Source organism: Bacillus nitratireducens (assembly GCF_036320425.1).
GTDB classification, from domain to species: Bacteria; Bacillota; Bacilli; order Bacillales; family Bacillaceae_G; genus Bacillus_A; species Bacillus_A nitratireducens.
Window position 1 is genome coordinate 261,072 of the sequence record NZ_JAUMJO010000004.1, and the last position, 26,439, is coordinate 287,510.

Here is a 26,439-nt window from a genome sequence, read left to right on the forward strand (position 1 = left end):
TATTAACTTATGCATCATTCATATCATTTCGTCAAATGAATGTCACATAAAGGTCTTATAGTGTGAGTAGAAAGTGAAACATACACAAAACAGGAGATGAAATGATGAAAAAAGCGTTACAATATATATTCATATTACTTATATTAGTAACAGTAACGAATGCTCTTTATTCAAAATATGAGAAGTATAAAGAGATTGAAAATAATAAAAAAATAATTGGTGAAGTTGCTAAGAGGTATGATATTCCAGAGTGGATCCCACTATCTATCGCAGACCATGAAACAAAATTGAATCGAAAAGCGATAGGGGATAATGGCACATCATTTGGATTATTCCAATTGCATCGGGGCGGATTAGCACCAGCCTCGTTATCTGAAGAAAGTTTAATGGATTCACAAATCAATGCAAAAATAGCAATTACTAATATGGTCAAATCATATGAGCGCGGTGTGAAAAAAGGATTAAAAGATTGGGAGTTATTAAAATATGTCGCTAATACATCAGGGTGGCCAGGTAATTTAGGAGAAGAATGGACGGATAAAAACACGAAATATAATATAGGTTTGGAACAATCATATAAGCAATATAAGAAAGTGAATTAAGAAAAAGCATTTCCTATTTCGGGAAGTGCTTTTTCTATGTTATAGTATAATAGTGTTTTAAAATGATGTTATTTTAATATACTTCAAATTTTGTTATGTATTATTTTTATATTAAATAATCATTTAAAGTATTTTTTTATATAAGGAGCAATAATTAGAGAAATGAAAAATATAGACTTTATACTAGAAAGTGATGAGACATTAAAACCGTCAGAACGATTAGTACTATTATTATTAGAGAAGCATAGAATGTTATATACGAACGATCTATTGGCATTGTCTAATTTATCATATAAAACATTAACGGATTCATTAACTGCGCTTGTTTTAAAATCATATGTGTTAAAGGAAACAGGTAAGGGGAGAAGGCAAAATTGTTATAGATTAGTATGATAAGTCTGCTGATATTAGAGGGTTTATACGTATTTTTTTCAAACGAAAGGCTAAATTCTATTTAAGCTTTCAGATGATAAACATTTAATAGGCAGCTGTTTTTTGATATGCATAATGCGCTCGGGTTTTTAATATATATTTTTTATTTCATTATTATAAATCCAATTCAGTTAGGGTAAAAACGATTAAATTATTTTAAAAATTATAAAAATTATAAAAATGAAATACAAAAACAATCCATTTGTTAGATGGATTGTTTTTGTATTGGGATAATAAATTATAAAAATAATAGTATTATGTAAACAGTTTGAACTGAGAAGTAATGCCCCGTTATTAATAGAATGTATCCCGCTATTTGCCGGTAAGTAAAACTCCCACCTTAAACTCAGCTGGAACAAAGAAGTAAAGTGGAAGTAGGGATGCCCGTAAATGCCCGATTGGTGAAAGGTGATAATCAGTGGGGGAACAAAACCCCCACTGATTAAAGTTTCACTTTATAAAAATAAAAACATTACATCTTTATAAAAAGATGTAATTGTAGAATGATTCATATTAATATTAAAAGTAGTTATAGGTTGGCATAAAATTCAATTTGTAGTCTGTAATAAAATGGAATGATTGAATAAAATAATAATATGTTTTTAATAAAGGTGTGAAATTAATGGATGGAACGCAAGTAATGGTTTATTTCAATCTGTCCGGAGATGAATTTCCAGTAGAGGTTGTTTCTGAAAGATTGCAAGTAGACCCAACTAAAAGTTATAAAAAAGGGGAAATAATTAGAAAAACAAACGAAACTGAAAACATAACAAGAAACTATACATCTTGGCAACTAAGTACAGGATATCAGGAATCATTTGATGTAGGAGATGTAATGGAGCAATTAATTCTAAAACTAAAAGATAAGTCAGCCATTATTAATGAACTAAAAAGAGAATTTGGATTAGAATGTAGATTCACTATTGTAATTAAAATAAATGATGGTCATACACCAGCTTTTCATTTAGAAAATCAAGTAATTGATTTTGCTAACAGTATTAAAGCTGATTTTGATATTGATTTATATGCGAATCCTTATGTTGAGGAGATAAAGTGCTAAGTAAAAAAACTCTTCTACAATAGTAGAAAAAGAATAACATAAACTACTATTTTATTGCAGCATACATAAAAAATCTCGATGTAAATATGGAAATGTCGTCGAATGCTATCTTTAATTGGTTAATTTGTGAGATATTTTTGTGAAGGAACTTATTTTATAAGAATAGAATTTAGTTTAGTAAGAAAACGTGCCTATGGTAGTGAAAAATATGGGTTAGGGGGATTTGAAATGAGGAAACTCAAAAGAGTAAATGTTCCTAATATACCAGAGCAACTATCACAACCTAGTGACAATCGTACTATAAACAAAAAGAAATTAAGACGACTTATTTTAATGGTTCTTTTTATTGCAGCGACTACTTTGTATGTTCAATATATTTTAACGAAACAGCAAGAGATAATAATGAATAAAAAAGATACGATTACAAATCAAAAGAAACAATTAGTTACATTAGAGAAGGATCAATCGTTTCTAAAGGCTAACATTGAGAATTTAACGGATAATGAAGAGGAAATTTTGAAGTTTGCGAGAAAAGAGTACCAATTTTCTAAGTCAAATGAAACGATTTTCGTATTACCAAAGTAATGAAACAGTTAGCGTTGGCTAACTGTTTTTTATTTGTAAATGAAGTACGAAAACAGAAAGGCTAAATCTTTGCATGGTACAAGGAATTCTAACATAATGTAAGATGTACAGTTGAAGCTATTACATCAATGGAATTCAAGATTATCCATAATTATGGAATATGTGTAAAAATAAATGTTGTTAAAATTCTGATAATTCTATATAATATGCGTAAACGGATACATTTTTTAATTAACGTTGAGTTTATCGCTCGTACGACTATTAAGAAACCCGTTATCCACGTATAAGAAAGGAAGATAGCTGTGTATGCTTCAAATACAATTTATGTCGTAGGGGATGCGAAAGCGCCTCAAAATAATCCCATTACTGAAAAGTTTAAAAGCTATTTTGTAGCATTTGTACTTGTGAAGGAGACGGGGGAAATTGTAGATGCAGATTGCTCAGCGACAATTGCATTAACATCTCAATTCGTTAAATATTTATTTCTACATAAAAATATTAATGATCCAGCGCTAGTAACAGAGATAAAAGATCGTTATTTCGGTTCAACTCAAAAGGCACTACTTGTAGCGCTAAAAGATGCGCAAAAAAAATATAATCAGATTGCTGCTTTGTCTACTCAATCATAGACAAAATCCAGCCGTAAGGAAGTTCTTGCGGCTGGATTTTTTTATTGGACAACGAAAGGATGAGCGAAATGAAAATAACGGATATAAAGGTGAAACGTCGTTGTGTAAAGCTTCATACTCCATTTAAAACCGCACTTCGTACCGTAACTGAAATTGAAAGTATTGATGTGTTTATTCATACAGATGAAGGAATTGTTGGAAAAGGAGCTGCGGCCGCAACGCCGGTTATTACAGGGGATTTCACTAGTGGGATTGAGGAAGCAATTTTAGGACCGATGCGCTCACATCTAATTGGTCAAGATATAATTCAATTTCAGCAGTTATTACAGCATATCCAAATGAGTTGTATTGGAAATACAAGTGCGAAAGCGGCGGTTGATATCGCTTTATATGATGTGTATTGCCAATATCAAAACGTTCCTCTTTACGCATTATTAGGTGGTAAGAAAGAAATCTATACAGATATTACAGTAAGTGTAGATGATCCTATTATTATGGCAAAAGAGGCAAAGCAACATGTAGAAAAAGGATTTCAAACTTTAAAAATTAAAGTTGGTAAATCTGCTCATTTAGATTTAGAACGTATTGAGGCGATTCGAAATAGCGTACCCAAAAATACGACGTTACGATTAGATGCAAATCAAGGATGGAATCCAAAAGAAGCGGTTTCTATTGTTAAAGAGATGGAAAATCGTAATTTAAATATAGAATTCATTGAACAACCAGTACACGCGAAAGATTGGGATGGATTAAAGTACGTGAAAGAAAATGTACAAACGCCTATTATGGCTGATGAAAGTATCTTTTCAGCAAGTGACGCATTAAAACTCGTTCAAGGAAGATATGCGGACTTAATTAATATTAAATTAATGAAATGCGGTGGTATACGTGAAGCGTGGCGAATTGCGGATATTGCAGAAGCGGCAGGTGTGAAATGTATGGTTGGCAGTATGATGGAATCTTCACTTTCCGTTAGTGCTGTAGCACACTTTGCTGCTGCACATCCGAATATTCATTATTTCGATCTTGATGCACCGCTATGGTTAATGGAAGAACCGGAAGGAATGACTTACTCCGGCTCAAAGGTAAACCTTCATTCCAAAGTGAATATGTAATCTTAGAAGAAATGAATAGTAACTTACCTTTTAAGGAGGATATATATGAAAAAAGTAGGAACTGCATTTTTAACAACTTTATTTATATTTTCATCGTTTACATCGGCAAATGCTGAAGAGAAGAAAGATAGCAAAGCGTTTATCGATGTATCTGCCGCAACACTCTGGACTGCACCTGATTCATTACGGCCAATTGATGCACCGAGCGCAACAAATCCAGTTGATTTATGGAAGTGGACGAAATCAATGACGCTCGATGAAAAATTATGGTTAACAAATGCAAATAAATTAGAAACGCAAGCGCTATTAGGTCAAGAAGTAACGGTTGTTGATAAAAAAGGTGACTGGGTGAAAGTGTTAGTCCATGGTCAGCCAACTCCACGAAACGAAGAAGGCTATCCAGGTTGGATGCCTGAAAAACAATTAACATATAATCAAGAATTTGCAGATAAAACAAACGAACCTTTCGTTTTAGTAACGAAACCGACAGCCATTTTGTATATTAATCCTTCTGAAAAACATAAATCACTTGAAGTCAGTTATAATACGCGACTGCCGCTATTAAGTGAAGATACGATTTCATACCGTGTATTGTTGCCAAATGGTCAGAAGGCATGGCTACGAAAAAATGATGGAACGGTTTATCGTTCGCAAAATGATATTCCAAAGCCGACAGCTGATGATTTAATAAACACGGGAAAAATGTTTTTAGGATTACCGTATATATGGGCTGGTACAAGTGGATTCGGATTTGATTGCTCTGGATTTACACATACGCTTTATAAATCGTACGGTATTACAATTCCGCGGGATTCTGGTCCACAATCGAGAAATGGAGTTGCAGTTGATAAAGAAAACTTACAAAAAGGAGATTTAATCTTCTTTGCACATGAGCAAGGAAAAGGTAGTGTTCACCATGTTGCTATGTATATTGGTGATGGAAATATGATTCACTCACCGAGAGCTGAAAGATCGGTAGAGATTATACCACTAAATACGCCAGGATATATAGAAGAATACGCTGGTGCTCGTCGTTACTTACCTTAAAAAATAGAGGGGGTTTTCAAATGAAAAAAGTTGTTCGTTACTCATTAGTTAGTACTCTATTAGTTTCTTCATTCTTAGTTGGCTGCGCAAAAGAAAAAACAACTACAAAGCCGAAAGATGAGAAAAAAGTATTACAGCTACTAGAAACGGGTGAAATTCCGTCATTAAATTCAGGGAAAGTAACAGATGCGGTATCGTTTAACGTGTTAAATAACGTAATGGAAGGGTTATTCCGTTTATCGAAAAATGATGAAGTGATTGAGGCTGGGGCACAGAAATATGAAGTGAGTAAAGACGGAAAGACTTATACATTCCACTTGCGTGATGCAAAATGGTCTAACGGTGATCCAGTAACAGCTCATGATTACGTATATGCTTGGAAGCAACTTATTAATCCAGATACAGTCTCTCAATATGCATATATCGCGTACGATGTGAAAAATGCGGAGAAGATAAATAAGAAACAATTAGGCTTAGAAGAATTAGGTGTGAAAGCAAAAGATGATAAAACGTTCGTTGTTGAGTTAGAACATCCAGTACCGTATTTTACGAAACTACTTATTTTACCGTCTTTCTATCCAATTAATGAAAAGTTTGCAAAAGAGCAAGGCGATAAATACGGGTTAGAAGCAAATAAAGCGATATATAATGGGCCATTCACATTATCAGAGTGGAAGCATGAAGCAAGTTTTACAATGAAGAAAAACGATAAATATTGGGATAAAAAAGAAGTGAAATTAGATGAGGTAAACTATCAAATTGTTAAAGAAATTTCAACTGCGGTAAATTTATATGAAACAGATAAAGTAGACAGAGCAGTTATTTCTACAGAATTCGTAGATAAATATAAAAATAATAAAGAACTGAAACAATATACAGATCCAGTTATGTATTTCTTCCGTTTCAATGAAAATGTACCGATTCTTAAAAATAAAAACGCCCGTCTTGCATTAAGCACAGTTTTTGATAAGAAGGGGCTCGCAACTTCATTTTTAAATGATGGTTCCGTAGCTGCGAACTATTACGTTCCGAAAGGGTTTTTAAAAGGGCCAGACAAGAAAGACTTTAGAAGTACGGCAGGTGAGTTTAATAAGACTGATGTAAAACAGGCGAAAGAATATTGGGAAAAGGCAAAGCAAGAAACGGGAACAAATGAAGTAACGCTGGAGTTATTAAACTATGACTTAGAAAACTTTAAAAAAGTAGGCGAGTATATTAAAGAACAGCTTGAGAAAAATTTACCAGGCTTAAAGGTAAATGTGAAATTACAACCACATACACAAAAACTAGCGCTCGAGAAGAAAAAAGAATATGAAATGTCGTTATCACGTTGGTTACCTGATTATCCAGATCCAATGACATACTTAGAAGTTTTCCTTTCGGGAAGTACCGTAAATAATACAGGATATGCAAATCCAGAGTATGACGCGTTAATTAAGAAGATTAAAACTGAATTAGGTAATGATGAAAAAGCTCGTTGGAAAGCACTGCAAGATGCTGAAAAAATGCTTCTGGATGATGCAGTAATTGCACCAGTATTCCAGCGCGGTCTATCTTACTTACAAAAACCATATGTGAAAGACTTATATGTGCATCAATTTGGTCCAGCTACAAGTTTAAAATGGGCAGATGTACAAAAATAAAGTGATGGAGAAACAGACTTCACGTAAGTGATAGTCTGTTTTTTCTTATAGCTTCAAATGAGTTATAGACATTTCAAATGTTTTCTCGCCGTTTGAAAATAAAATTATTACATAAATTCCAGTGTGAAATTTATGTAGAATCTTGTATAATTAACGTGTTTCTTGTGCTATTTGTATAGGACTTAATAGAACAAGGAAGGAAATACATACATGTATAATAGATAAATAGAATGGAACATGTATAGAGAAAAAGGAGAGAAATGATGACGTGTCAAAAACAAGGGTTACAATTTATTCGTAATAGAAAGAGGAATAACCAATGAAGATGAAGCATGCTTTTGGTCCAATTATTATAGCATGTCTACTCTTTTTCATTGTCGTGCTTATTCCGTCTAAAAGTTTAGTATCACTAATTAGCGATAAGAAAGTTGAAGATGCGGCAACTTCTTTGCAAAAAGAAAAATTGCAAAGTGTTTTCTTACAGCAAAAAATGTTAGAGAATTCGCAGTATTTACCGATGTATGGTTCATCAGAATTTTTACGAATGGATGCATATCATCCGTCTAATTATTTTAAAGTAAATCCGGCAGGCTTTACTCCATTTTTAATCGGGACTGGTGGTACGCAAAGCTTGGCTCATATTTTAAATATGACGTCTACAATGGATGATTTAGAAGGTAAAAAGGTAATCTTTGTTCTTTCACCACAATGGTTTACACAAAACGGTGTATCACAAGGGGATTTTACAAATAATTTCTCCAAACAACAAGCCTATCACTTTATTTTTAATGACGAAATAAATCCTGAAATGAAGAAAAAAATCGCGAAGCGTTTATTAGATTACAAAGTTGTTCGTAAAGATGCGATATTAAGTAGTTCTCTAGAAAGTATTGTATATAACGATACAAAACATAACATAAAAGCTGGATTAGCTAAACCGCTAGCGTATATGTATCGGAACATTTTAGATCATCGAGATTTATTTAACTCTCTATTTAAGATCGAACCGATGAAAGAGAAAACGAATATGGGATTACGTTCGCTTTCTTGGGAAGATGCACGTAAACATGCGGAGCAAGAAGGTAAAGTGGGATCCACAACAAATACATTCGGAATTGAAAATCCATATTACTATAAACATAATTTAAAGAAAAAATTAAAAGGTTTAAAAAACTTTAGAGCAAATGAATCGTATGATGATTCACCAGAATATGATGACTTACAAATTGTTTTAGATCTTTTCAAAGAAAAAAATATAAAACCACTCTTTATTTCTGTGCCTGTAAACGGACCGTGGTATGATTACGCTGGTTTTCCGAAAGAACGTCGTGATGTGTATTATAATAAGGTTCGCGAGCAAGTCGAAAAAGCGGGATACCCAGTAGTCGATTTTTCTAGCCATGAATATGATAAGTATTTCTTAAAAGATACGATTCATTTAGGCTGGAAAGGCTGGATTTATTTCGATGAAGCAGTGCAGAAGTTTTACTCTGAGACATAACAACTTAGGAACAGGAATGGCAATTCAGCCGTTCCTGTTTTTTAGTATAAAGGATTTTGGTGTGGACAATTTGGAAAGGCGTGTATATCTTGAATTTGTCTAAAATCATAATGTTTCATTGCAAATTGAGCTTGGTAAAGGTATTCATAAACAAATAATTGATTATTTTGTACGCCGCATAAAACGCCGGATGTCCCTTGCCCATTAATGAGAGAAACACCAACAGGGCGTCCAATTAAGTATGATACTTTTTGCTGCCAATGCATAGGGGAAATCACTCCTTTTGAGTTACTATACGAATTATATGACTGAATGGTTGCTTATCCACGTAAATCTTAAACTGGAGGGGTTTTTATGTAATGTCTAGAAGTTATATATGAATCGATTATTAGTGTGAAAGAGGAAGGAATGAATTATGGAGAAAGAAAGTATTCTAGAAGAAAAGTTAAGACTAATAGAATGGTGCCAAACATTGAAGTGTGTAACTAATGATGTATGGTTTAAACCTTTTAGAAAAGGTTCATGGGGAATTGCGGATGTGATTTCACATTTAATCGTTTGGGATGAGTTTTTAATGAAGTTTAGAATTCCATACTTTATAAGTGGACAATCTGTACCCAATGTTCCAACAGGTGTTGAGGAAATGAATGAGGGTGCAATAAAATATGCGAGATCCGGTATTTCAAAAGAAGAACTATTAGATCAATTCAGCTTTACTCGTAAACAATTAGTTGATCAAATTAATCAAATTTCTTCCCGGAATTTTAAAGATGATTACCAATTCGGCACGAAAAGAGTGAGATTAGACAATTATTTTTCATCACTCATTCAACATGATTTAAAACATAAAGAAGAAATTATACAATTTATAAAAGATAATCAAGTTAATAATAAAAACCGCTATAATTTCGATTGAATTAATAGCGGTTTTTGTTTAGAAATTTAAGCGAGTTTTTTACGTTTTTTTGACCATTTTTTTATCATGAAATACAAAATAATAAGAACAACCCCGCCAACAGCGAACGATTTCACATATGGTCCAGCAACGTCATTTATATTACCCCAGTTTTCTCCAAGTTTTTCACCTAAATAAATGAAAATGATAGACCAAGGAATAATCGCAAGTCCTGTTAAAGTAATGAAACGTGAAATTGGCATTTTTGTAATCCCGGCAGGAATTGAAATCGCGTGGCGAACGACAGGAATGAAACGTGCTGTGAAAATTACGCCAGTTCCGTAACGATTAAACCAATCTTCAGCAGCATCAATTTGTTTTTTATGAATAAAAATATACTTTCCATAACGTTCTAATACAGGGCGACCACCGTATCGTCCAATCCAATAAATAAAGATTTGGGCAATAACCCCGCCAATTGTGCCGAATATGACTGCACCTACAAATGAGATACTGCCATTTGAAACTAAGTACCCCGCATAAGCAAGGACAATTTCACTTGGGATAATCTCAATCATAAGTCCAAGCATAATGCCCCAATAACCTAATCCTTCAAAAAACGTTAATACTGAATGAATAAAACTACTTAACATTGTTGCACCTTCTAGTTCATGAATTTTTGAATATATTCCTCTTTATTTAATAATATAAAAGGTTCACTATATGTAGATTATACCTTATTTATATAGGGGATTGCTATTCCAAGACTTTTATGTCTCGTATATGTTTTATCGTAAAGGATATAAGTTGGATTTTCATGAAGAGAGAATGAAAGGAGTATTAAAAATTTCTCATTTTGTATGTAGTAAAAATAAGAGGATTTGTATGTTATACGATAAAGATCGAATGTTTAGAATTCAAGGCTGTAAAAATGGGTTAAATGAAGGAGGAGTTAATCGAATGTTAGGATTACCACGTGGTGAAGTTTTTTTAGTTCCATGGACTGAGGAATGGGAAGTCGAATTTTTAAAAGAGAAACAATTAATTGAAGACCAAATTAGAGAATATATTTTGGCAATACACCATATTGGAAGCACTTCTATTCCATACTTGAGTGCAAAACCTATTATTGATATTGCAATTGAATTGAAAAATTTTGAGAATGGTGTGAAATGTATTGCTAGGTTAGAGCATTTAAAATATAGGTATAGAAAAGATGTATTACCTGAAAGATATTATTTTAATAAAGGAGAGCCGAGAACACATCAAATTCATATGTATGAAAAGGGGAATAAATATTTAATTGAGCAATTGTGTTTTAGAAACTACTTAATAAATAATAAAACTGCTCGGATTGAGTATGAGCAGTTAAAGATGAAATTGTCACAGGTTAACCCCAATAATAAACATAAATATGCTGATGATAAAACAGGCTTTGTTAAATCTGTATTGGATAAAATAAACAATTGAAAAAGGAGGCTATGTGAAACTATTGGCATTCCTAAATTAAATAAAACTATTATATACATAGAAACATCGATATAATCGTATCTTTTATAATGACAAAAAGAGGGGCCATAATCTATGGCTCCTCTTTTACGGCTTCACATCTAAATTTTGTAAAAATAACGTTGCTGTCACATAACGTTTCGCTAACATTTGTACATATGCGGTATGTACAGATAGTGTAGCGATAATAATAGCGTTACGAATTGCTTCGCGTTGTTCGTTATTTATTTGATCGAACTTGCTTGCGATTTTATCCGCTTTTTCTTTTACAATATTTTCAATCGTATGAATTGTATCTGTTGCATTTAGTTGTATGCAATTCCCTTGATTTAGTTCTTCAAATAAAGAGGAGTAAGCAACATATAAATGAACAGGATTAATTAAATCATCACTTCGATCGGCCGGGTCATTTACGATGAGTCGTAATAGTTTACGAATAGATTCAAAATCAAGCGCTGTTTTTAAATCTTCAACAATAAATAGTAAGGCTGCTTGTTCGATTGAGTATTTCTTCCCTTTTTGAGGGGAGCCAATCATTTCTTTTATATCTCGTTTCACCCAGTTTTGCATAGCAGTTACAGAGAAACTTGTGTTTTCAATCTGATTACCAAGCGCAACTATTTCATTTAAAGAAAAACCGACATCCGTATCATCGATTTTAATTAATTTTTCAAAAATAGGTGAAAGTGCGGTTGTAATAAAAGCTGTAACGCTTTGTCCGCTTTCAATATCTTTTTTATGTGACTTTGCCCAAGCTTCTTGTAAAATGCTAAGAGGCTTTTTCGGATTCCATCCTCTAAGTGATAGAAGGAGCGTTGCCATTTCGTTTCGTGTGAGATGAAATGTTTCCATCTTTTCACCTCCAAAATTATAAAAAGTTCTTATGAACTTATAATATGTTTTGTTTCATTTAAAGTCAATTCTGTTTTGCTTAATTTTTCCTATGTCATAAATTTGTCGTAAGTAAATAATACTTGCATATTTCGACAAAAGTTCATATAATAAGTTCATAAGAACCTTTAAAAAGGTTTTAAAATAAATCTATCATTCTTATTTTAAAAGAAAGGTAGATTTCACATATATCTATATAAAAGGAGAATGGATATAATATGTTGAAAAAATTTGTAGCAGTAATGACAGCATTCATGGTTATCTTTGGAGCTAGTAGCTTTATGTTCGTAAATCACGCGGAAGCGAAAAGTTACAAATCTGGTAAAAAATCATATACACCAAGTTCTGGTCAAAATTCAAAAGTTGATTTAAACAAAAAAGATTCTAATGTAAATTCACAAAAAACGACAACAGATTCAAAAACAAAGGCAACAAACACAGCACCAAAAAGTAATAAAGGTGGCTTTATGAAAGGTTTATTACTAGGTGGTCTTGGTGGTTTACTAATGGGTAGCTTATTTGCAAATATGGGAGCTCTTGGTTCTGTATTAGCGTTTATGGTAAATATGTTAGTAATGGCTGGTATCGTAATGTTAGCAGTTCGTGCATTTAAATACTTCAAAGATCAACGTAAGAAGAAGGCAGATGAAGTAGCATGGAAACAATAAAAATTTCTGAACAAGAATTAATAAATGCACTTTGTGTATATATCGCTGAAAAAAGACAAGTTGGTCCAGAAGAAGTTTCAGTTGAACTAATGTATGATGATGACTATGGTTTCTCTGCAGAAGTAGAGGTAAATGGTCGCCAGCAAATTTTAATTCAAGCAAACTTAATCGAAGCACTACGCTTGTTGCTAGATAGAGAATACAATGTCAATTCATTTGCAGCAAGATTGCAACTTGAATTAGATGATGAAGAAGGCATTTACGCATTAGCGAAATTTAATAACTCAGAAGAATAGTGAAAAGAGCTGTTGAGAGTAATCTCAGCAGCTCTTTTTAGTATGTGCATATGTAGAAGAATAATCACGCCAAATTTCATTCATCTTCCGTCTACCAACATCAATCATTGGATTAAATTGAATTGCTGCTTTTTGACGAACAGAGTGAACGTTTTGCATTGCTTGTTGTAATTGTTTCTCGACTACGTCACGTTTCTCACTTGCATGTTTAGCAATAGATAGACCTGCAACCTTTCCTTGTGCCATCGCGATTTTCCCGCTTTCAATTCCAGTAATATTTCCAGCTACAAATAAACCTGGAAGAGGGGTTTCCATTTCTTCTGAATGAAGTGGGACATGTCCGCCTAATTCCGGAATGTAATGGAAAGGGCATCCTGCTACAGCGGCAAGCTCAGCAAGCGGATATAAACCTCCAGCGATACAAACGAAGTCTGCCTCATATATCTTTTCTGATCCGTTAATAATATTCCCTTTAGAGTCAATGTTAGCAACACGTACACCCTCAACTTGATCTGTACCGATAATTTCAAGTGCAGCTTTACGGAGATGGAGTGGTGTCCCGTTTATTTTCATTCCGTTATTTGGATAGAAGGTTAATCCAGCTTTTCGAATCCAATCATATTTCATAAAACGGCTACCTATACGCAAAAAAGCAGAAGGAGCGAGGTGAGCCGCATTTAAAAGAGAGTTCAAAACTTCTTCTGGTTCACCAGCTTTTTGGCTTAACTCACTTTTTTCGGGAAGTACAATATGATCCACATTAATTCCAGCTAACTGTAGTTCATTTAAAATAGCGAATGACAAAATGTTAGCACCAATAATGATTCCTTTTTTTCCAACTTGCACGCGATGAACATTTGTCATAACTTGAGCTGCTCCTATTGACATAACTCCTGGAAGTGTCCAGCCAGGAAGGGGAATAGAATACTCAGCAGCCCCAGTAGCAATGAGTACGAACGGTGCTTCTAATGTACCGATATTAGTATGTATGAGCCAAGAGTCCTCATCTTTATCTAAATTAAAGACAGAAACACCGCACCGGATATCGACTGAAAGTGATTTTGCTTCTTTGTGAAGGCGTTTGGATTCTTCTATGCCGTTCCACCATTCTCCAGTAGGTTCTTGATGCAATTGTCCGAGCAACCTCCCGCCAGGCTTCATAAATTCATCAATAACAAGTACGTTAAGTCCAAAATGGGCACAAGAGATAGACGCGGATAATCCTGCTGGTCCTGCGCCAATAATAATTACATCGATCATCGCTTTTTCACCATCTCTCTCACGATATTCGGATGCTGTTTTCCACTTTTAACAACCATATTGTCTTCTACAACAGTTAAGCATGCTCTTACGTTCGTTTGATTATTTACTGTCACGCGGCATTCTGAGCAATGTCCGATATTACAATAAATACCTCGTGGTGTCCCGCTATCTTCATGGACCCTTAACGTTCGTATTCCGTTTGCTAGCAGGGCAGCAGCTATCGTTTCGTGTTCATAAGCTTCGTATTGTTGACCGTTAAATTGAAATGTGATGCGTTCACTATTATTTAAACTACCTAAAATAGGGTGATCTGTAATTCTACTCATTTACTTTCACCTACCGCTCCAAAAGTAACCGCACGTATTGGTGGTTGATATTTTAAAGGTATTTCATTAGGAGTTAAGTCAGGGTTTGCATTTTCAATCATTCGATCTATCATCATTCTACATGTGCGGCCACCGCAAAATCCCATGCCAGCACGTGTTCTTAGTTTTAATTCTCTTGCCGAGCATTTATATTCAGCAATTGTCGATTGAAGTTGTCCGTATGTAACTTCTTCACAGCGACAAACAATTAAGTTCTCTTTATTCGTCATATGTATTCCTCCTCTAGTTCGGTTTGCACAAATTATTATGCAAAAACTATGCCAATATAGAGGGGGATGGGTTATCCCGCTATTTGTGGGCAATAAGACCCCACCTCAAAATTCAGTGAAAGCAAAGAAGTTAGGTGGGGGGCGGGCTGCCCGGAAAAGCCCGATTGGTGAGGGCTGATAATCAAGTGGGGATGAACAAAACCTCCACTGATTAAAGTTTCACTTTATTGTAACCCCAGCCTTTTTAAACGGTTATATAAAGTGGCCCTCGTTACGCCAAGTTGTTTCGCACATTCTAATTTATTACCATCTAAAATGCGTAAAGCTCTTTCAATTACCTTCTTCTCGTGCTCATCCATTTCTTCTTGTAAAGAAAGAATCGTATTATTGTTGCTGAGTAATAGGGATTGAGCTGTATGATTGTCTAAAGTTTCATTTGTATGAAATGGTAAATATTCTTGTTTAATAATGCCGTCTGTCGCAAATACGACGAGTCGTTCAACTACGTTTCGGAGCTCGCGAATATTACCAGGCCAATTGTAATGAAGTAGTTCATGCATAATATTTGAAGGTAAGTCTCGAATTGGTCTGTTATAGTTTATTGAAAAATCGTTTAAGAATGAGTATGTTAATTCGATAATATCCTCTCGTCTTTCGCGTAGTGGCGGAATAAGCAAGCTAACTACATTTAAGCGATAGTATAAATCTTCTCGGAAAGTTCCTTTTTTCATTTCTTCTTGTAAATCACGATTTGTAGCAGCGATAATGCGGAAATCAATATTTATTTCTTTTTCTCCACCAACTCGGTAATACTTTCGTTCTTGCAGTACACGCAAAAGTTTCACTTGCATATCGAGAGGCATTTCGCCTATTTCATCAAGGAATAAAGTACCGCCTTGCGCGAGCTCAATTTTCCCTTTCTTACCTTTACTATTTGCACCAGAAAACGCCCCGCGCTCGTAACCGAATAGTTCACTTTCAAATAACGCTTCTGGGATTGCACCGCAGTTGATCGAAATGAAAGGGGCATTTGCTGTCTCACTTGCTTCATGAATTGCTTTCGCAAATACTTCTTTTCCAACACCGCTTTCACCAAGTATTAAAACCGTTGATTTTACCGAACAAACCTTTCTAGCTAATTGAATCGTTCTTTGTATAACAGGGCTTTTTCCATTCATCGCCTGGAAAGGATCAGATGTATCTTTATATTTTGCTACTTCTTGCTCTAATCGGTGCATTTCATGTGACATATTAAATAGTTTTTCATTCAATACAACTTGATTTGTCACATCTGTTTCTGAAACGACTGCTCCTATAATTTCATCGTTACAATAAACGGGATTTGAATTAATTAATACGAACAAGTCCGGCCGAGGCTGATGGAACTGAGCGATTATGCTTTTTCCGTCATGTAATGATTGTAAAATTTCTAAATCTTTATAATCAAAAAATCGAGTGATTGGTTGCCCGATAATTTCATTATGGTTGACTGAAAAAATTTTTTCGGCGCCATCCGTCCAAGTGCGAACGCATTCTTTATCATCGATGACTGTAACAGAGGAATCAGTTGTTTGAATAACAGTATTATAAAAAGCTTGTAGTTCATTGTAATACTTATAAAGAAACGGAATCATTTGCTGAGCAGTTATACAGCATATAGGTTCTTGAGTTTCGTTTATAATAACGACCGCTGAATAGCTAGAAAAGGCTTCGATTAAAGCATTGAAAGAGTCATTTTCATATATAACTGCACAACTCCATTCTTCAGTAGATGAATGGATGTAATAAAATTTGTCACCTACCTGTTTCATGCGCTTAAACATACTTGTACGATCGATTGATAAAATTTTTATAAACTCTTTTATTGTTGGAAATGAAAATGTCATAATGTCCTCCTGATATGTATAAAAATTTTGACAGTGATAAAAAAATAATACACCTATTTATGATAAATTTAAAATATTTTTACAAATAAAAATTATTTCATATAAATAGTTCTGCATGTAGAGTTGGCACACCAATTGCATAAATAGAAAGTGAGAGATTTAGGAGAAAGGGGGGGGCTATGTGAGACACTGTGACGTTTTAATAATAGGCGGTGGTATTATAGGCTGTTCTATCGCGTATTACACATCAAAATACGGAAGAGACGTAACAATCATTGAAAAAGGAGAATTTGTTAATGGGACGTCTTCACGGTGTGATGGTAACATTTTGGCTATTGATAAAGACCCTGGGTTTGATAGTCAAATGTCATTAGTAAGTCAAAAATTAGTAACAGAATTAAGTGAAGAATTGGAGCACTCATTTGAATATAGGGCGCCAGGAAGTATTCTCGTTTGTGAATCAGACGAAGAGATGGAGGCAGCGCAGCAATGGGTGAATCGTCAAAAAGAAGCTGGTTTACCGTTTCGAATGCTTGATCGGCAAGATATAAGAGAAGAATCGCCATTTTTTGCGGATGATTTATTAGGTGGTTTAGAATGCGCAACCGATTCGACTGTAAATCCATATCTTCTTGCTTTTTCACTTCTTGCAGAATCGAAGAAATTTGGTACGAAAGCTTTTAATCATACAGAAGTAAAAGAAATGAAAAGAGATATAGACGGTTCCTTTATTGTAGAAACGACAAATGGGACGTTTACTGCGAAGCAAGTGGTGAACGCAGCCGGTGTGTGGGCTCCTAAAATCGGGCAAATGTTAGATGTAAATATCCCAATTGAACCGAGAAAGGGGCATATTATTGTAGCTTCCAGGCAACAACACGTTGGCTGCCGTAAAGTAATGGAATTTGGTTATTTGATTTCTAAATTTGGCGGAAAACGAAAAGTGGATGCTTTAACTGAGAAATATGGGGTAGCTCTTGTATTTGAACCGACAGAAAGCCAAAATTTTTTAATTGGTAGTAGTAGAGAGTTTGTAGGGTTTCATACGAGGATAAATAACGAGGTCATTAAATGTATTGCAAATAGAGCAATTCGTTTTTATCCGAAAATGGCAGATATGATGGTGATTCGTTCATATGCTGGATTACGCCCTTGGACAGAAGATCATTTGCCGATCATTTCACGTGTGGAACATATTCCGAACTACTTTATAGCAGCAGGACATGAAGGTGATGGAATTAGTCTTGCGGCAGTTACTGGGAAAGTGATTGAGGAGTTATTAAATGAAAAAGAAACAATCATTCCTATTGAACCACTTCGTTTGAGTCGTTTTACAGAAAGGGTGTTAAACGGATGAGGTCACAAAGAGTCTTTACGACGATTGATACACATACGGGCGGGAATCCTACGAGGACATTAATTAGCGGACTTCCTAAGTTAATTGGAGAGACGATGGCAGAGAAGATGTTACATATGAAAAAGGAGTATGACTGGATTCGCAAATTGTTAATGAATGAGCCACGTGGTCATGATGTAATGTCAGGAGCACTATTAACAGATCCGTGTCATCCTGAAGCTGATATAGGTGTTATATACATAGAGACAGGTGGATATTTACCGATGTGTGGCCACGATACAATCGGTGTATGTACAGCTTTAGTTGAATCAGGTTTAATTCCAGTAATTGAACCGGTTACTTCTTTAAAGCTAGATACGCCAGCTGGCTTAGTTGAAGTGGATATTTCTGTTCAAGATGGGAAAGCGAAAGAAGTCTCCTTCTGTAACATACCGGCTTTTTTACTGAAAAATATTTCTGTACACGTCGAAGAAATTGGAACTGTAGAGGCGGATATTGCGTATGGAGGGAATTTTTATGCCATTATCGATGCGAAGTCAGTAGGTTTAGAGTTAGTACCAGAAAACGCATCTACAATCATTGATAAGGCGATTCATATTAGAAATACAATTAATGAGAAGTTTGAAATCATTCATCCAGAGTCTTCGTTTATAAGAGGATTAACACATGTTGAATTTTATACAGATCCTACTCATGAAAGTGCGCATGTGAAAAATACAGTTGTTGTTCCGCCAGGAGGAATTGATCGATCTCCATGTGGCACAGGAACATCAGCGAAGTTAGCTGTATTATACGCTCATAAAAAAATTGATATCGATGAAGAATTTGTTCATGAGAGTATTGTAGGTTCTTTATTTAAAGGGTGTGTTATGAATACAACATATGTAGAAAATATTGAAGCTGTAGTCACGAAAATTACGGGATCAGCTTGGCTTATGGGTATGCATAGATTTTTTTACAATGAAAAGGATCCACTTAAAGAAGGCTTTTTGCTAATTCCGCCGATGGAACATGAAACGGAGGATGTAAAATGAACATTCAAAAAATGTATACAGCAGTAGACGTACACGTAAATGGCGAGGCATTTCGTGTAATGAAAGACGTACCATGTAAATACTACTACAGTTTGGAGCAATTAAATGAACAATTTTCAGGTGAATTAGCAGAAGAAATGAAGCTTTTATTAAATGAACCACGTGGTTTCATCGGTTTAAATGGATGTATTGTCGTTCCTTCTATTCATAATGAAGTGGATGCAGCTGTATTGTTTTTTAATCATGAAGGATCCATTCCTCTTCATTACGGAGGCATTGTCGCAGTAATAACGATGTTACTAGAAAGCGGGTATTTAAAAAAGAGAGCGTCAAATCAATACAAAATCGAAACGCTATCTGGCATATTTTCAGTGGATGCATATGTAGAGAATGATGAAGTTGTATCTGTTTCGTTTGAAAGCAAACTATGTTATATGATTGAGAAAAATTTAAAGGTTGGTAATTTAAATTACTCTCTCATACAGGCAGATAAAGTATATGCAGTTGTAGAAAAGGATACGTATTCGCCAGAAATCAGTATTGAAAACATCTCTAAATTAAAAAAATGGGGTGAAGCTACACTTCAAACTATACAAAAACAGTCATTAATAAAAAGACTTATTTTAGTAGATTCTATGCAAAAAGAAAAGAACCATATAAAGTCGATTACATTTCATGAAGATAACTTTATAGTGCGTTCACCAGGTTTTGTTTCTACTATTGTGTCTTATGTTCATGCTTTATTTAAAAATGAATATATAGCGGATAAATCTTTTAAAAATGAAAGTATTTTTAATAGCTTTATAACAGTAGAAAAAGTGAAGAAAGAAGAACTCGGATACATTTTTCGATTTGAAAGTAGAGGGTTTATTACAGGTATGCAAACATTTATATTAGATCCTACAGATCCGTTTCCAACAGGTTTCTTATTAAAATAATATGTTAAAGGGAGAGATAAAGATGCAAAATATTAAAGGGGCATTTCCAGTATTAATAACACCAATGGATGAGTTTCAAGAGGTTGATTGGAAAGGTGTAAAGCAAAACGTAAACTACTTTATTGAGAAAAAAGTAGCTGGAATTATTATTAATGGGAGTACGGGAGAATTTGTTAGTTTATCAAAAGAAGAACGATTTAACATGGTAGAAACAGTATTAAAAGAAGTTGATGGCCGTATTCCAGTCATTGTTGGAACTGCAGCAGAAACGACGAAAGAAACGATTGAATATACGAAACATGCAGAAGCGCACGGAGCGGATTGTGCATTAATTATAAACTCTTACTATTGTAAACCGAAGGAAGAGGAGATTTATTTTCATTTTAAAGAAATCTCAAACGCTGTAAATATACCAATTATGCTATACAATAACCCATTTACTTCTGGTGTTGATATGAGCGCAGAGCTAATGCTCCGTATTGGAAAAGAGTGTGAAAATGTTACACATATTAAAGAATCTAGCGGAGATATTCGAAAAGCGAGAGATTTAGTAAGACAAGGTGAAGGTGCTTTTCAAGTCTTCTGCGGATCTGAAGATTTAGTTATGGAATCTTATTTAGTTGGTGCCTCGGGATGGGTTTCAGTAGCAGGAAATATCGTTCCAGGTCTCGTTACGAAAATGTATGAGCATTTTCAAAATGGTGAATTAGAAAAAGCATGGGAAATAAATGATGCTATTTTACCTCTTTGCGAGTTCCTTGAAGGGTCAGGGAAATATGTACAAATCGTTAAACGCTCAATGGAATTACATGGGCAAGTCGGGGGACCTTCACGTTATCCGAGACTCGGATTAACTGAAGAAGAAGATCAAAAGCTTCAAACGATTTTATCAGAAATTGCAGCTCATGCAGCTGTTTAAATAAGGAGGAGAGTATATATGTTAACGACAAACATTAAGCTGAAACCAAAAGTGAAAGCGTTTTTAAATGAAGAAATTAAAATGTTTATTAATGGCGAATTTGTTCCTTCTATTAGTGGGAAGACATTTGAAACATACAATCCAGCGACAGAAGACGTTCTAGCGGTCGTATGTGAAGCACAAGAAGAAGATGTTGATATCGCAGTAAAAGCGGCAAGATTTGCTTTTGAATCAGGCCCGTGGGCAGAGATGACTACTGCTGAAAGAGCACATCTTATTTATAAATTAGCAGATTTAATTGAAGAGCATAGAGAAGAATTAGCACAGCTAGAAGCTTTAGATAATGGAAAACCATATCAAGTAGCACTTGATGATGATATTTCAGCGACTATAGAAAATTACCGCTATTACGCGGGATGGGCTACAAAAATTATTGGGCAAACCATTCCAATTTCAAAAGATTATTTAAATTACACACGCCATGAACCAGTTGGCGTTGTAGGTCAAATTATTCCGTGGAATTTTCCGCTCGTTATGTCTTCCTGGAAAATGGGTGCTGCACTCGCGACAGGTTGTACGATTGTATTAAAACCAGCAGAGCAAACACCTTTATCTTTACTATATACAGCGAAGCTTTTTAAAGAAGCTGGTTTTCCAAACGGTGTTGTAAATTTTGTACCAGGTTTCGGCCCTGAAGCAGGTGCTGCAATTGTAAATCATCATGATATTGATAAAGTAGCTTTCACAGGTTCAACAGTTACAGGGAAATATATTATGCGTCAATCTGCAGAAACAATTAAACATGTAACGTTAGAACTTGGTGGTAAGTCACCAAATATCATTTTAGAAGACGCTGATTTAGACGAAGCGATTAACGGTGCATTCCAAGGCATTATGTATAATCATGGTCAAAATTGTAGTGCAGGATCCCGTGTATTCGTTCATCGGAAGCATTATGAAACTGTAGTAGAAGAGCTTGTAAAAAGAGCAAATAATATTAAACTTGGAGCCGGGATGGAAACAGATACAGAAATGGGTCCACTCGTATCTAAAAAACAACAAGAGCGTGTGCTGCATTACATTGCACAAGGAAGAGGTGAAGGCGCTACTGTTGCAGCTGGCGGTGAACGTGCATTTGAAAAAGGTTATTTTGTACAGCCAACGGTATTCACAAATGTTACTGATGATATGACAATTGTAAAAGAAGAAATTTTTGGACCAGTTGTCGTAGTACTTCCATTTGATTCAACAGAAGAGGTAATCGAAAGAGCAAATCGCTCTTCATACGGACTCGCTGCGGGCGTATGGACACAAAATATTAAAACGGGACACCAAGTTGCCAATAAATTAAAGGCAGGAACAGTGTGGATTAATGATTATAACTTAGAAAATGCAGCTGCACCATTTGGTGGATATAAACAATCAGGTATTGGACGTGAGTTAGGTTCATATGCGCTTGATAATTATACAGAAGTGAAAAGTGTTTGGGTAAATATAAAGTGAAACGCTATTCAGTGAGGAGTTTTACTGCCAGCAAATAGCGGGATAATAAAATCATGAAATATAGTAAGAGATGCGGACAACTGGAAGGTATGAAAAAGGTTGTCCGTTTTCTTATATATAGAATTGCTTTTTCAAAAGAATGATAAGGGGGATTTGGATGGAGCAGTTAGTAGAATGGTTAGTAGGGCAAGTATGGAGTATTGGTTTAGTTGTTTTCGCATTAGGAGCAGGGGTGTATTTTACAATTGCCACTCGTTTTTTACAAATTCGTTATTTTAAAGAGATGATTAAACTATTATTTGAAGGGAAGAGCTCGGAGACGGGAATATCATCCTTTCAAGCGTTTTGTTTAGCCTTATCAGGTAGGGTTGGAATAGGTAATATCGCAGGAGTAGCGACAGCTATCGCTTTTGGCGGACCTGGAGCTGTATTTTGGATGTGGGTAATGGCTTTGTTAGGGGCAGCTAGTGCTTTTGTTGAATCAACATTATCTCAAGTGTATAAAAGTAAAGTAGGGAATGAATACCGCGGTGGTACACCATATTTCATTGAAAAAGGCTTAAAAATGAAATGGTTTGCAGTCATTGTAGCGGTCGTTGTAACACTTTCATATGGTGTTTTATTACCAGGCATTCAATCTAGTAGTATCGCAGTTGGATTTGAAAACTCTAATGGTATTAACAAATATATAACTGGTATATTATTAGTCGTATTATTAGCAGCGATCATTTTTGGCGGCGTAAAGAGAATTGCGGGCGTTTCGCAAATGCTAGTTCCATTTATGGCAATTGGTTATGTAATTGTTACATGTATCGTATTAGTTGCGAATGTAACAGAAATTCCAAGTATGTTTGCTTTAATTTTCTCTAGTGCTTTTGGTGTAAATGAAATGTTTGGCGGCATCGTTGGTGCAGCTATTGCATGGGGCGTAAAGCGAGCTGTGTTTTCAAATGTTGCTGGTGTTGGAGAAGCGACGTATAGTTCCGCTGCTGCTGAAGTATCGCATCCTGCAAAACAAGGGTTAGTTCAAGCGTTTTCTGTATATATCGATACAATTGTTGTATGTACAGCGACAGCGCTTATGATTTTAATAACAGGTATGTATAATGTAATACCTGAAGGGAAAAGCGCTATTGTAAAGAATATAGGGAATGTAGATGCAGGTCCAATCTATACACAACAAGCAGTTGAAACTGTTATGACAGGATTTGGTCCAATATTTATTTCAATCGCAATCTTCTTCTTCGCATTTACAACTTTACTCGCGTATTACTATATCGCTGAAACGACACTCACTTATTTAGATCGTGAGCTTAAACATAGCTGGTTAAAACCAGTTTTGAAAATTGGATTTTTAATTATGGTTTACATCGGTAGTGTAGAATCAGCGTCGCTATTATGGAACCTTGGAGATTTAGGAATTGGTAGTATGGCATGGTTAAACTTAATCGCGATTCTACTATTAAGTAAAATTGCATTAAAAGTGTTAAAAGATTATGAAGCACAGAAAAAAGAAGGAAAAGATCCAGTGTTTGATCCTAAAAATGTGGGAATTGAAGGTTTAACATTTTGGGAAGAAAGAAGTAAAGAAATTGAAAGGAAAAACTATAAGGAACAATCAGTAGTGGATGATAGTCTGAAATTTTAGCTACAATAAACTGAATATTCATTCTTTTTAATGAGGTATATTGCCTTCTTTTCATCACATACTACAATAGGTACACATAATTAGAATGGGGGTAAGAATAAGATGGAACACGAACAACATAGTTCAGTAAATGACGTTCTACATCATTATAAAGAAGGTATCGGTAGTTTTACAAACCAAATTCCTGAAATTGCAGAAACATATAATGCATTCACGCAAGCTTGTTTTCAAGAGGGCGCTTTAACAAAAAGGGAAAAACAGCTTATCGCATTAGGAATTAGTCTAGCAACGCAAGATGAATATTGTACCGTTTATCATACAAAAGGCTGTCTTGATCAAGGGTGTTCAGATAAAGAAATTCTGGAAGCGTGTGGTGTATCAGCAGCATTTGCTGGTGGAGCTGCAATGAGTCAAGCGGTAACTTTAGTACAAGAGTGTATAAGTGAACTGCAAAATCAAAAGCATTGAATATAAAAGAACGTTTTAAACTTTATGTTTAAAACGTTCTTTTACGTGAGATTAAATTTGAGTATAAAAATTATCTGGTATGTAATGTAATAAAGTAAGGTTTTTAAATTAGTGGGAATGTGAAACCACAACCCTTTATTTAGTTTTAAGATTTTCTAAAAAGTTTTAATTGTTTCATATAATCAATAGCTTTTGTTTTGTTCTTTTGTTTACATACATATTCGAATTCATACTTATCTCGATAATAACAATTCATTATTTCTTCTGTAAGAATTCCATTTGACATAGCTTTTTTAATTGCGCAATGTGGTTCATTTGTATGAGAGCAGTTAGAGAATTTACATTTCTTAGATATCGCCTCTATATCTTCATATCCAAGATCAAAGTCGTCCTTGTGATTTATTAAGTCAAATCCAATTTTGCTAATGGTTAACCCCTCCATCATTCATACATTCTAAAAGTATGTTCTATCTAAATATATATTTCCTTTTAGTAATCTGTTATTCCTTCTATAAAACTTGGTACAATGACACAAAAGGGGAATTAGTAATGCAAAACTTAGTAATTGAAGAAATTCAGCAATTAGAAAATGATATGGAAGAGCTTTCTAAACTTTTGAAAACAGTAGTAGATGATGGGGCGTCAATTGGTTTCTTACCTCCACTGGAACAACAAGAAGCCATAAATTATTGGCAAACCGTATTAGCGCCAGAAGTGATATTATATGTTGCTAAAATAAACAATGAAGTGGCAGGAAGTGTTCAATTACATCTAGTTACAAAGCCTAACGGGACCCATAGGGCCGAAATTTGTAAGTTAATGACTCACCCAAACTTTAGACGGAATGGCATCGGACGTTCACTAATGAAAAAAGCAGAGGAACGAGCAAAGCAAGAAAACAGGTCTCTTTTAGTGTTAGATACTAGAGAAGGAGACCCTTCGAATAAATTGTACAAATCATTAGACTATCGAGAAGTTGGAAAAATACCGGAATATGCAATTTCTCCAAATGGTGAGTTGGATGCAACGGTAATTTATTATAAAATGATTTAGTTTTTTTATTTGAAAAGAAGGATAGTTTCAAACAATGTTTGATATACCCCTGTATAATAGTGTTTTTCTTTTGACCCTTTACCTTCATCTGGAATGTTTAATTTAAAGGGCCAGTCTGTAGAGAGGTTTAACAGTTTTTTTAGATTTTGATTTTGAAGTTATTTGGTGAATATTAAAATGTTAATCTAAAAAATGGAGGTTGTTGTGATGTTGAAACTGTTTCAATATAACTGGCAAGTTCGTGATGATTGGTTTACATTGTGCGAAGATATGTCGGCTGAAGAACTATTAAAGAAACGGGTTGGTGGATTTGGTAGCATCCTACATACCCTATTTCATATTGTAGATGTGGAATATATGTGGATCTTAGGTTTGCGAGGTGAACCAGTGCCTGAGGAGCCATTGTTTGAAGATTATGCTAGCTTGCAAAAAGTGAAAAATCTTTCGGATCAATACCACGAGAAAGTGAAGCCATTTGTGACAGCTTGGACAAATGAAATGGATTCTCGGAAACTTTCAGAAACTGATTTCAATGAAGAACCGATTAGCTCTAGAGACGCCCCAATCAGGCGCCGAGTCATTGAATGTACACACGGAGAGATAATACGTCATGTCATTGTCCATGAAATCCACCATATCGGTCAGTTATCTATATGGGCACGTGAAATAGGAAAGGAGCCTGTTTCCGCAAATCTGAGAGGAAGAGGGCTATTCGATAATTAGAATGCCTTTGCCAATTTCGTAATTTATTTATAAACGAATGGTTTAATTGAGTATATTTAAAGCGTGTTTAGATCAATCTTTTTCAAAACACACTTTTTCTTTGTATTATTTTATCTAGGTTTAAAGAGTTAATGTAATCAAACTTTTTTCAAAGCTACACTGTGATATATAATTGTAAG

The 26,439-nt window shown here is 34.7% G+C and carries 30 protein-coding genes; 22 read left to right on the top strand and 8 right to left on the bottom strand.

All coding sequences use genetic code 11. The features are described from left to right. The first annotated feature begins 101 nt into the window (after positions 1-101). From Q3V31_RS16875 to dltD, 9 genes are all read left to right on the top strand, one after another. Complete coding sequence (locus Q3V31_RS16875; protein ID WP_088008645.1) at positions 102-602, top strand: lysozyme family protein; 501 nt, start codon at positions 102-104, stop codon at positions 600-602. Between the two features lie 162 nt (positions 603-764). Further along, complete coding sequence (locus Q3V31_RS16880; RefSeq protein WP_000789036.1) at positions 765-995, top strand: hypothetical protein; 231 nt, start codon at positions 765-767, stop codon at positions 993-995. 661 nt (positions 996-1,656) lie between these two features. Then, positions 1,657-2,094 carry a DUF4279 domain-containing protein gene (locus Q3V31_RS16885; RefSeq protein ID WP_000349198.1) on the top strand — a complete coding sequence of 146 codons (438 nt, stop codon included), beginning with the start codon at positions 1,657-1,659 and terminating at the stop codon, positions 2,092-2,094. A gap of 228 nt (positions 2,095-2,322) precedes the next feature. After that, on the top strand, positions 2,323-2,679 hold the full coding sequence (locus Q3V31_RS16890; RefSeq protein ID WP_090813541.1) for an FtsB family cell division protein: 357 nt from the start codon (positions 2,323-2,325) through the stop codon (positions 2,677-2,679). 302 nt (positions 2,680-2,981) lie between these two features. Next, positions 2,982-3,308, top strand: a complete 327-nt coding sequence (locus Q3V31_RS16895; RefSeq protein WP_000271327.1) for a DUF3870 domain-containing protein — start codon at positions 2,982-2,984, stop codon at positions 3,306-3,308. Positions 3,309-3,376: 68 nt separating this feature from the next. Then, entirely contained in the window at positions 3,377-4,423 is a 1,047-nt protein-coding gene (locus Q3V31_RS16900; protein WP_000704547.1) for a dipeptide epimerase, read from the top strand. 45 nt (positions 4,424-4,468) lie between these two features. Continuing rightward, positions 4,469-5,470 carry a C40 family peptidase gene (locus tag Q3V31_RS16905; RefSeq protein ID WP_090813540.1) on the top strand — a complete coding sequence of 334 codons (1,002 nt, stop codon included), beginning with the start codon at positions 4,469-4,471 and terminating at the stop codon, positions 5,468-5,470. Positions 5,471-5,490: 20 nt separating this feature from the next. Continuing rightward, on the top strand, positions 5,491-7,113 hold the full coding sequence (locus tag Q3V31_RS16910) for a peptide ABC transporter substrate-binding protein (RefSeq protein WP_090813539.1): 1,623 nt from the start codon (positions 5,491-5,493) through the stop codon (positions 7,111-7,113). A gap of 319 nt (positions 7,114-7,432) precedes the next feature. After that, complete coding sequence (dltD, locus tag Q3V31_RS16915) at positions 7,433-8,614, top strand: D-alanyl-lipoteichoic acid biosynthesis protein DltD (protein ID WP_000782284.1); 1,182 nt, start codon at positions 7,433-7,435, stop codon at positions 8,612-8,614. Between the two features lie 41 nt (positions 8,615-8,655). On the opposite strand, the gene Q3V31_RS16920 is transcribed toward dltD, so the two are convergent. Next, the gene (locus tag Q3V31_RS16920) at positions 8,656-8,880 is read right to left on the bottom strand and encodes a hypothetical protein (RefSeq protein WP_000558714.1); all 225 of its coding nucleotides are present in this window, start codon (positions 8,878-8,880) and stop codon (positions 8,656-8,658) included. A 149-nt stretch (positions 8,881-9,029) separates the two neighbouring features. Between Q3V31_RS16920 and Q3V31_RS16925 the strand changes: the two genes are divergently transcribed. Continuing rightward, positions 9,030-9,530 (top strand): DinB family protein, encoded by a 501-nt coding sequence (locus Q3V31_RS16925; protein ID WP_000410262.1) that lies wholly within the window; start codon positions 9,030-9,032, stop codon positions 9,528-9,530. 26 nt (positions 9,531-9,556) lie between these two features. Here Q3V31_RS16925 and uptA read toward each other — a convergent pair whose 3' ends face one another. Further along, positions 9,557-10,162 (bottom strand): undecaprenyl phosphate transporter UptA, encoded by a 606-nt coding sequence (uptA, locus tag Q3V31_RS16930; RefSeq protein WP_000952917.1) that lies wholly within the window; start codon positions 10,160-10,162, stop codon positions 9,557-9,559. Between the two features lie 307 nt (positions 10,163-10,469). On the opposite strand from uptA, the gene Q3V31_RS16935 reads away from it, so the two are divergent. Beyond that, positions 10,470-10,979: a GrpB family protein gene (locus Q3V31_RS16935; RefSeq protein ID WP_033656760.1), complete on the top strand. Its 510-nt coding sequence runs from the start codon at positions 10,470-10,472 to the stop codon at positions 10,977-10,979. A gap of 126 nt (positions 10,980-11,105) precedes the next feature. Here Q3V31_RS16935 and Q3V31_RS16940 read toward each other — a convergent pair whose 3' ends face one another. Beyond that, positions 11,106-11,870, bottom strand: a complete 765-nt coding sequence (locus tag Q3V31_RS16940; RefSeq protein ID WP_000447223.1) for a DUF1836 domain-containing protein — start codon at positions 11,868-11,870, stop codon at positions 11,106-11,108. A 257-nt stretch (positions 11,871-12,127) separates the two neighbouring features. On the opposite strand from Q3V31_RS16940, the gene Q3V31_RS16945 reads away from it, so the two are divergent. Together Q3V31_RS16945 and Q3V31_RS16950 are read left to right on the top strand one after the other, a co-directional pair. Beyond that, positions 12,128-12,577: a hypothetical protein gene (locus Q3V31_RS16945; RefSeq protein WP_000913423.1), complete on the top strand. Its 450-nt coding sequence runs from the start codon at positions 12,128-12,130 to the stop codon at positions 12,575-12,577. Then, positions 12,565-12,873, top strand: coding sequence for a YxcD family protein (locus Q3V31_RS16950; protein ID WP_000447768.1), 309 nt, complete (start codon positions 12,565-12,567; stop codon positions 12,871-12,873). Before Q3V31_RS16945 ends, Q3V31_RS16950 begins: the two co-directional genes overlap by 13 nt. Before the next feature lie 24 nt (positions 12,874-12,897). On the opposite strand, the gene Q3V31_RS16955 is transcribed toward Q3V31_RS16950, so the two are convergent. The 4 genes from Q3V31_RS16955 to Q3V31_RS16970 form a co-directional block, all read right to left on the bottom strand. Then, on the bottom strand, positions 12,898-14,133 hold the full coding sequence (locus Q3V31_RS16955) for an NAD(P)/FAD-dependent oxidoreductase (RefSeq protein WP_000567609.1): 1,236 nt from the start codon (positions 14,131-14,133) through the stop codon (positions 12,898-12,900). Next, positions 14,130-14,462, bottom strand: a complete 333-nt coding sequence (locus tag Q3V31_RS16960; protein ID WP_000087021.1) for a (2Fe-2S)-binding protein — start codon at positions 14,460-14,462, stop codon at positions 14,130-14,132. Before Q3V31_RS16960 ends, Q3V31_RS16955 begins: the two co-directional genes overlap by 4 nt. Then, positions 14,459-14,731 (bottom strand): (2Fe-2S)-binding protein, encoded by a 273-nt coding sequence (locus Q3V31_RS16965; protein WP_000182285.1) that lies wholly within the window; start codon positions 14,729-14,731, stop codon positions 14,459-14,461. Before Q3V31_RS16965 ends, Q3V31_RS16960 begins: the two co-directional genes overlap by 4 nt. Before the next feature lie 224 nt (positions 14,732-14,955). Beyond that, the gene (locus Q3V31_RS16970; RefSeq protein WP_000144292.1) at positions 14,956-16,617 is read right to left on the bottom strand and encodes a sigma-54 interaction domain-containing protein; all 1,662 of its coding nucleotides are present in this window, start codon (positions 16,615-16,617) and stop codon (positions 14,956-14,958) included. A gap of 181 nt (positions 16,618-16,798) precedes the next feature. On the opposite strand from Q3V31_RS16970, the gene Q3V31_RS16975 reads away from it, so the two are divergent. From Q3V31_RS16975 to Q3V31_RS17005, 7 genes are all read left to right on the top strand, one after another. Continuing rightward, positions 16,799-17,974 carry an NAD(P)/FAD-dependent oxidoreductase gene (locus Q3V31_RS16975; protein ID WP_329765636.1) on the top strand — a complete coding sequence of 392 codons (1,176 nt, stop codon included), beginning with the start codon at positions 16,799-16,801 and terminating at the stop codon, positions 17,972-17,974. Continuing rightward, complete coding sequence (locus tag Q3V31_RS16980; protein WP_329765637.1) at positions 17,971-19,008, top strand: proline racemase family protein; 1,038 nt, start codon at positions 17,971-17,973, stop codon at positions 19,006-19,008. Before Q3V31_RS16975 ends, Q3V31_RS16980 begins: the two co-directional genes overlap by 4 nt. Then, on the top strand, positions 19,005-19,946 hold the full coding sequence (locus Q3V31_RS16985) for a proline racemase family protein (protein ID WP_001025557.1): 942 nt from the start codon (positions 19,005-19,007) through the stop codon (positions 19,944-19,946). The genes Q3V31_RS16980 and Q3V31_RS16985 overlap by 4 nt, the downstream gene beginning before the upstream one ends. Positions 19,947-19,968: 22 nt before the next feature. After that, positions 19,969-20,865: a 4-hydroxy-tetrahydrodipicolinate synthase gene (dapA, locus tag Q3V31_RS16990; protein WP_071734411.1), complete on the top strand. Its 897-nt coding sequence runs from the start codon at positions 19,969-19,971 to the stop codon at positions 20,863-20,865. A gap of 18 nt (positions 20,866-20,883) precedes the next feature. Next, positions 20,884-22,368, top strand: a complete 1,485-nt coding sequence (locus Q3V31_RS16995) for an aldehyde dehydrogenase family protein (RefSeq protein ID WP_329765638.1) — start codon at positions 20,884-20,886, stop codon at positions 22,366-22,368. 157 nt (positions 22,369-22,525) lie between these two features. Then, entirely contained in the window at positions 22,526-24,016 is a 1,491-nt protein-coding gene (locus tag Q3V31_RS17000; protein WP_329765639.1) for an alanine/glycine:cation symporter family protein, read from the top strand. A gap of 102 nt (positions 24,017-24,118) precedes the next feature. After that, positions 24,119-24,484: a carboxymuconolactone decarboxylase family protein gene (locus Q3V31_RS17005; protein ID WP_329765640.1), complete on the top strand. Its 366-nt coding sequence runs from the start codon at positions 24,119-24,121 to the stop codon at positions 24,482-24,484. 145 nt (positions 24,485-24,629) lie between these two features. Here Q3V31_RS17005 and Q3V31_RS17010 read toward each other — a convergent pair whose 3' ends face one another. Further along, a complete protein-coding gene (locus tag Q3V31_RS17010; RefSeq protein ID WP_329765641.1) occupies positions 24,630-24,926 on the bottom strand; it encodes a hypothetical protein in 297 nt (98 codons plus the stop codon). Positions 24,927-25,033: 107 nt separating this feature from the next. On the opposite strand from Q3V31_RS17010, the gene Q3V31_RS17015 reads away from it, so the two are divergent. Both Q3V31_RS17015 and Q3V31_RS17020 read left to right on the top strand, forming a co-directional pair. Beyond that, positions 25,034-25,537: a GNAT family N-acetyltransferase gene (locus Q3V31_RS17015; protein WP_001180588.1), complete on the top strand. Its 504-nt coding sequence runs from the start codon at positions 25,034-25,036 to the stop codon at positions 25,535-25,537. A gap of 207 nt (positions 25,538-25,744) precedes the next feature. Beyond that, a complete protein-coding gene (locus Q3V31_RS17020) occupies positions 25,745-26,260 on the top strand; it encodes a DinB family protein (protein WP_071734413.1) in 516 nt (171 codons plus the stop codon). Positions 26,261-26,439 lie beyond the last annotated feature (179 nt).